8 protein-coding genes are annotated in these 6,516 nt (G+C 51.7%); 4 read left to right on the forward strand and 4 right to left on the reverse strand.

The features are described 5' to 3' along the window. The 3 genes from DMX10_RS31505 to DMX10_RS31515 form a co-directional block, all read left to right on the forward strand. A partial coding sequence (locus tag DMX10_RS31505; RefSeq protein WP_218281353.1) for a LuxR family transcriptional regulator occupies positions 1 to 413 on the forward strand: 413 nt, incomplete at its 5' end. Between the two features lie 349 nt (positions 414 to 762). Beyond that, the gene (locus tag DMX10_RS31510; RefSeq protein ID WP_111264782.1) at positions 763 to 1,935 is read left to right on the forward strand and encodes a YcaO-like family protein; all 1,173 of its coding nucleotides are present in this window, start codon (positions 763 to 765) and stop codon (positions 1,933 to 1,935) included. A 9-nt stretch (positions 1,936 to 1,944) separates the two neighbouring features. Then, complete coding sequence (locus DMX10_RS31515; RefSeq protein WP_111264783.1) at positions 1,945 to 3,669, forward strand: ABC transporter ATP-binding protein; 1,725 nt, start codon at positions 1,945 to 1,947, stop codon at positions 3,667 to 3,669. Positions 3,670 to 4,193: 524 nt separating this feature from the next. Here DMX10_RS31515 and DMX10_RS31520 read toward each other — a convergent pair. Genes DMX10_RS31520 through DMX10_RS31530 form a run of 3 tightly spaced genes read right to left on the reverse strand, consistent with a single transcriptional unit; the run spans position 4,194 to position 5,347 of the window. Further along, positions 4,194 to 4,541, reverse strand: coding sequence for a hypothetical protein (locus DMX10_RS31520; RefSeq protein WP_146603109.1), 348 nt, complete (start codon positions 4,539 to 4,541; stop codon positions 4,194 to 4,196). A gap of 50 nt (positions 4,542 to 4,591) precedes the next feature. Continuing rightward, positions 4,592 to 4,945: a hypothetical protein gene (locus tag DMX10_RS31525; protein WP_256604893.1), complete on the reverse strand. Its 354-nt coding sequence runs from the start codon at positions 4,943 to 4,945 to the stop codon at positions 4,592 to 4,594. 6 nt (positions 4,946 to 4,951) lie between these two features. After that, positions 4,952 to 5,347 (reverse strand): hypothetical protein, encoded by a 396-nt coding sequence (locus tag DMX10_RS31530; RefSeq protein WP_111264785.1) that lies wholly within the window; start codon positions 5,345 to 5,347, stop codon positions 4,952 to 4,954. A gap of 267 nt (positions 5,348 to 5,614) precedes the next feature. Here DMX10_RS31530 and DMX10_RS31535 point away from each other — a divergent pair, with 267 nt between their 5' ends. Then, complete coding sequence (locus DMX10_RS31535; protein WP_111264786.1) at positions 5,615 to 6,019, forward strand: hypothetical protein; 405 nt, start codon at positions 5,615 to 5,617, stop codon at positions 6,017 to 6,019. A 42-nt stretch (positions 6,020 to 6,061) separates the two neighbouring features. Here DMX10_RS31535 and DMX10_RS31540 read toward each other — a convergent pair. Further along, on the reverse strand, positions 6,062 to 6,516 hold a 455-nt coding region (locus tag DMX10_RS31540; protein WP_178083035.1), incomplete at its 5' end, for a BRO family protein.

Below are 6,516 nucleotides of genomic sequence, written 5' to 3' on the forward strand. Positions count from 1 at the left end.
GTATTGAATCGGAGGGGGATGATAAGGGGGAGGGGGCGTTCGGTGTGGCTTGTGTTGTTATTCCGAAATTTTCTGTAACCGGCATTGTAAGTTTGGTCAGGGCAAGTGAAAGGGTATGTAGTGAAGAGTATCGATTTTTGAGTTGCAGCTTTAAGTTTGTCGCTATGCAAGCGATCTATAAGGCAATTTCCTTGGACTGTGAGGTTCAGGCTAATGAGAGAGCGTCCTTGAGTGCGAAAGAAATAAGGGTGCTCAGGTGTGTTGCCGATGGTGAAACTTCCAAGCAGATAGCGAAGACGCTTTATATTTCAGTGGATACTGTTAACTTTCATTTGAAGAATATCTATAAAAAACTAGATGTTGGTAACAAAGCGCAGGCTGCTGCTTACGCGGCTATTCATGGTTTGATATAGCGACTATTTTAGGTGGGGAGGGGGAGCTTAAAAGCTACCAGTTTTGGTAGTTATCAGGTGGCTATATCCATTGTTTACTTCGTGTACCGGCTGACTCATTGGCTGGTTCAACGGTAATCAATATAAGGATAGTAGACATGGGACGTAAACGTTCAGAGCGCACAGGTGGGAATTGGCATCTGTATCCTCAGCACGGAGAGCTGACTCAAAGTGAGGTTGAATTTTTCAAGGAGGAGTTGAAGGAAACGGGACGGATTGACACTGTCGAGACTGTTGATCTGCCTGCAACGTCAGAGTAAGCAAAAAGAGTAGCGCGAGATGCCTCGCGCTACTCAATAGGAGGCATGACATGGATAGCCATAATTACGAAAGGGAAGTGCTTGACGTTTCAAGAAAGCTGTTGTTGAGGGCGGCTTTTGAAAGTGCGGGCTTGGAAAGCGTTGTTGATCAAGTTTGTCCTAAAGTCGCTGTTGCTGCTCTTTATATTGCCGGGGAGCTGGTTGCAGAAGGGGCGGGAAAGGGTAACAGCTGTGAAGTCGGTGCGCTTGCTGAGGCGTTTGAACATTACAGTCTACGCGATGATGGTTCTGTCGATATCGTCCAGGTCACCGCCTCTCAAATCGCTGAACAGATCCCTGTACAACGTGATGGCATCCTTAAGAGCTTAGGTCGTTTTGATGAGTGCATTGAGGGGGTGAAGTTCCAGAGTTTAGTTGGAGAAGAGTGTCTTATAATTCCACAAATGCTTGTCTGCCCCTGTGATTCACCGCCTACTAGTGCGTGTGAAACATTTCTTGAGCGATACTCTACTAATTCAGGGGCTGCCTTGGGTTGTAGCTTAGATGAGGCGATTTTACATGGATTAAATGAGGTGGTTGAGCGCCATATTCTATCCTTGGTAATGCTTAATTCTATTGGTAGTGGAGGTGAAATTGATATTTTTGAGATTTCGCAGACACGTATAAGTGAGCTGCTTGATGTGATTGATGTCGTGCTGATTGGAAACATTAGAGTTTATTTTGTAGATATGCTGCTTGGAGGGTTTTTCTGCGTCGCCGTGAGAGGGGAGGAAAAACATGAATTCTCCTTGCCGCAGATTGGTTCGGGCTTCTCGCAATCATTCTTACTGGCATTCAGTCGAGCTGTTCATGAGCTTATTCAAGCTGAGACATTGTACGGATATGAAGAGCGCTGTGTTGATGAACAGGCCATTCGGGTTATCTCATGCTCTAAAAGACTAGGTGCGTTGCGAACGTTACAGATAAGTAGCTCGAAAGTAGTTGATTCTACGCCTGAGCTATACGGTAGGTTTTCTCATAGGCCAGATAAGCAGGTTGAGAGTGCTCTTGCTAGTCTTCAGCTTGCTGGGTTTAATGGCTATTTTCGGGTGTTGAGTAAATTGGGGAGCTCAGTTGTTGTGGTGCAGGTCTATATTCCGGGTATGGAACGTTTTAATTTGATAAGAAGTGGGAAGTGGGTCGCTCCGCATAGTGTGTTGCTCAAATCACCCTTTGAAGGGTAGGTATGGTAAATGTTGGATTCGCGAATAATTGCTGCCCTACAGTCCAAGCCTTGGAAAGTGGTCCAGGTTTTACTGTTTGTTTCATTGAGTAAGCTTACGTTAATAGCTGCTCCAATATTACTTGGGCACATTGTTGATGGTTTGACTTCGGGGGTGGGTTCATCTAAGCATATTCCGATTTTGCTTGTTGCGTTCTGTATTGCTGGATTAGTCCAAGTTTTTATCAGTCCCCTGCAGTCGCTTTATTTGTCTAGGCTGGTTCAGGATTGTGTATATGAAAGCTCATTGCAGTGGGCGCGTAATGTAATGAGTAAGGGTTTTGAGGTTTTTTCTGCTATGCGCATCGGTGGTCTTATCAATACGGTTGATCGTGGTGTAATGGCCTATGAAAAACTTATAGGTTTTCTCCTGACTTCCGGGGTGCCGCTATTTATAGAGACTCTGATAGTAGGGGGGGTATTATTTTTTTATGGCGGGTTCTTGGTTTTTTGTACAGTGCTATGTACAGCGATAGGTTACCTTGTCATTAATCATCATATAATTCGTTGGCGGCGTAATCAGATTGATGATTTGAATGATCAGGAAGATGAGGTGGCGGCAAGCTTTGTGCAGACTTTTACAGCCGCAAAGGCAATTAAATGTGAGGGGGCTCCAGAGTCAGCGTTTGCTTCACTTGATGGTGCGTATCGCGGTTATGCCCTGGCGGCAATTAAAATCGGTTTTTCGGCATCGATACTGGGTTCCGCTAAGGCGCTATTCATTTGCTTGTCGACAGCGGGGATATTGTTGTTTGGCTTTATAGATCAGTCATCGGAAGTGCCTTTTATGACTGTTGGTGAGATGGTTGCAATGTTCACTATTGCGACAGCTTTCTTCAATAATGTTGCCTCTGTCGCGGAAGCGCATCGGTTTACTGATCAATTTTCCTCTGACCAGAAACGGTTTCAGCAGATATTAAATCTACAGAATTTCAGGCCGGATAGACCTGTTGAGACAAAAAAAATCTCAGAGGCGAAAACACTGACTTTGCAGCCGCTATGTATTCAGCGACCAGAGGCTGATCTTCTGCAAATCGTAGAGTTGCTTTCTATTAATAGGGGTGAAAATATTGCCATTGTGGGAAGTAGTGGGTCTGGAAAGACAACGTTACTCGAAGCTCTAGCAGGTGTTTTAATTGAATCGTCTACTGCTCTGAAAATAGAAGGTACTAGTATTAATAGTCTTTCGAGCAAAGATCAGTTTTCTCTTCTTCGCTATTGCCCACAATCTCCTAATATTATGAATGGGCCAATTGTTGATTCGGTGCTTTTTGGGCAGCCCTGTGATAGAGAAGAACTCGCCAGTTGTCTCAACGGTCTTGCTTTACCTCGATTGGCTCTTGAATTAGATAATTTTGAGGTGGAAAACCAAGGCACAAACCTCTCCGGGGGAGAGCTCAAACGCCTCTCGTTGCTTCGAGTGATTATGAGGCCAGGTGAATTTAATTTATTTGACGAGCCGACCGCATCCTTGGATCCAGTTTCAGCTGAGCAGGTCTGGGATTTTTTATTCAAGCGCTTCGAGGGATGCTCGTTGATCTGTGTCACTCATGATCTTAAGGTGCTTGGCAGATTTGACCGGGTATTGTTTGTTGATGGTGGGAAAGTCTTGGCTTCTGGGTCGTGGGCCGAACTGTTGAATGACGAGACAATCTTCTCCGCTCTTCAAGTGGCTGAAGAAATAGCTGCAGAGTAGGTTGTATGTGCTCATATCTGATTTATGGGTTAAGGCATTTTTCAGAGCGATACGCTTAATCCTGTTTGAGCTGGATGAGCTGGATGAGCTGGATGAGTTGCACATTAATTCATGGCGCCAAATTTTCTCATACTACTTAGAGCTCTATTGTCGCCAAGTGCCAACGCGCTATTCTCGACTGTTATTGTCTCTCAGTACTGACGAATAACAGTTTGGGGTGGGGCCAAATAGCTTGGTCGACTGGCTGGCCTCACGGGTTGGGGTGTTCGTGGTGTTTCTGGCGAGCGAGCTGTTGTCTGCGCGACTAAGGCGCGACTTTACAACCGGAGGACAACGTTTCCTCTATCTGACCGATAACCACTGTCGTAGTGCGCCTTGGCGCGTTCACCTGAAGCGGTCAATTTGGATCGGCTCAAGGTGAATCTTTACCAAGGCCCGGGCGTCGCTCGGGCCGCGCTCATGGGCGGCACCCGGAGAAACATCGCCAAGCTCAGGTCGTTGGCTAGGGCTAGCGGGATTAAGGCTTACTCGGACGCACGTTCTTCGATGTTGATTTCGCTTTCCGGTGAATAAAGCTCCACCTCGAGCGGTATCCAGAGTGTTCTTACGCACTCGGCGTGGCTGGTGACGGGAATGGCGCCTTGGCTGGCGATGGCCGCGTGCAGGTAGCCGTGGGCATCTGGCGTCAGCATCCAGCCCCGGTACAGGACGCAGGCCCCTTCTTCGAGGGCCGGTTTCGGCTTGAAGCGTTGCAGCTCCAAATCCTCGCAGGAGAACAGCGAGCAAGCGAGGCCGGCAGCCTTGGCCGCTGCGAACTCTTCGGCAAAGGCCTCGTTCGGGTTTTCTGGTGATGAGGGGTAGAGCAGGTACATGGCGTCCATGTCGTCAGTTGCGTCGAGTGCCAGGTCGGCAAGGAACAGCGTCAGCGTCGCTCGCAGCGATCCAGCTCGTCCTGCGTCTTCAATTCCGTTGCGATCCCCAGGCGATAGCGGCAGTAGTCGATCACCTCCTGCCGCTCCTGCGCGCTCAGCCGGCTGAGGGGCTTGCTGTCGGCATCGGTGGCGAAGGGGTTCACGAATGCCACCCGGAAGGAGGGCTGCTGCTTGATGAAGAAGACCAGGCGGTTGTCCTCGGCGAAGCGTGTCTGGTAGACGCCGGTGGTGAGCCAGGTGCCGAGCAATGCGACTGCTATCAGTCCGATGAGTGCCTTTTTCAACTTGATGAAACCGATGCAGGAGTCTTTTGAGTTCGGTGGCTTCGGTTGCGAGCCGTCCATTCAATTTCACTCATTGGCTTGGTGCTCCCTGAGCCGACTGCAGAACATCACAGTGAGGGCGGCTACGACCGAGGCGATGCAGATACTCAGCAGCGGCAGATAGGTCGGCATGTAGGTCGTGGGGTCTATCGATTCTCCCACCTGATCCAGAGCGGCCAGGATCGTGATCACGGCAAGGCTGGTCGCAGTTGCGGGCTTGTTCAGCGAGGAGAGCATTCCACCGCTCAGCACGAAGAAGAAGGCTGTCGTGGAGTACACGTAGAGGTCAAACCAGAGGCCAAGCCACATAAACAGCACCAGGCTCGATAGCACGGCGGCGACGAATCCACCGAGGATGGCGAAGCTCAAGGCCATCACACTCGGGACAAGTTCTTTCGTCCAGCTCCGGGTCCTGTTTTCCACATGCATTCCTTGGCGATGAATCGGGGAGCGGGATAGTACGAAGCGGCGATGGGCACGTCATCAGCCGGGGCGCTGGGCAGGGGCGAAGGTGCCTTGGGCGCGTTGCGACTTAGGTCGTCATCCCTCTTGCCCCCGTCACCTTCCTTGGTACTGCCATCCCGCGAACTCCTTGACCCGCCGCACCCGGCATCCCGATTCTTCCGCCGGCAAGACGCGCCTTAAAACAATAACGATGCCCACTGCGGCAACGGAACAAGGAGTTCTGTGATGCCTGGTTACTACGCGCCATACAGCCGGGAATACCTCGCCACGCTGATGACCGTGACGACGCTGTTCTTCGCCCTGCCCATCTTCCTGGCCCCCATCGCCTGGGCCCGGCTCATGCGCTGGAGGATTCCGGAGCACCAGCACCTGGCGATCTACTTCGGCCGCTGCCTGGGGGCGTTCATCCTGATCATCGAGCTGGCCATGCTGCGTGCCGTCACCACGGGGACCGGCTACAGCTATGCGTTCGACCTGCTGTTCCTGGTCTTCATCCTGATGTTCGTGGTGCATGTGTATGGCGCGATCCGGCGCATCCAGCCGATCACCGAGACGCTTGAGATCGGCTTCTGGATGATCCTCTTCGGGCTCAATGTGCTGTTCTATCCGGCCACCGCCATCACGCTCTGAGGGGCGGTGGATGAGGGCTGGAACCTCCAGCCCTCGGCCGTGCTAGCCGATCACATGGGGCGGCCTGGGAAGCAGGCGCGGGCAGTCCTCAAAGGGCAGCCAGACCACGTCCTGCCAATGCAGCACCTGCAACTCCTGCCCCATCCATTGCGCCACCGAACGCACGGGCCAGTGGCCGACCTGAGGCTGTTCGGCGCGCAGGCAGGGGATCACCTGCTGGGTGAGCCATTGGCGGATGCAGCGGTTTTCCGGGTGGTAGTAGTGGATGAGCGCGGCATAGGCGCCGGATTCGCTCACCAGCCATTCGCACTTGAAGTCGCCATGGCCGTTGCGTATCCAGGCGATCTGCATCTGGTCGTCATCCAGGTTGTGCGGCAGGCGCTCAGCCAGGGGTGGGTGGTTCATCAGCCGGGCCAGGTCGGTGACCACGAACCAGGGTTGGTCTTCCAGCAGCACGGCGCGCAGCAGGCGCTTGTGGCGGGTGAAGAGGGTGGGGA

The sequence above is a fragment of the Pseudomonas sp. 57B-090624 genome, from assembly GCF_003234055.1.
Taxonomy (GTDB): domain Bacteria; phylum Pseudomonadota; class Gammaproteobacteria; order Pseudomonadales; family Pseudomonadaceae; genus Metapseudomonas; species Metapseudomonas tohonis.

Excerpts from the sequence above, each read along its gene's own strand:
- DMX10_RS31510 (WP_111264782.1), top strand. The coding sequence starts at position 763 with ATGGATAGCCATAATTACGAAAGGGAAGTGCTTGACGTTTCAAGAAAG.
- DMX10_RS31515 (WP_111264783.1), top strand. The coding sequence starts at position 1,945 with ATGTTGGATTCGCGAATAATTGCTGCCCTACAGTCCAAGCCTTGGAAA.
- DMX10_RS31520 (WP_146603109.1), bottom strand. The coding sequence starts at position 4,541 with ATGTACCTGCTCTACCCCTCATCACCAGAAAACCCGAACGAGGCCTTT.
- DMX10_RS31525 (WP_256604893.1), bottom strand. The coding sequence starts at position 4,945 with ATGGACGGCTCGCAACCGAAGCCACCGAACTCAAAAGACTCCTGCATC.
- DMX10_RS31535 (WP_111264786.1), top strand. The coding sequence starts at position 5,615 with ATGCCTGGTTACTACGCGCCATACAGCCGGGAATACCTCGCCACGCTG.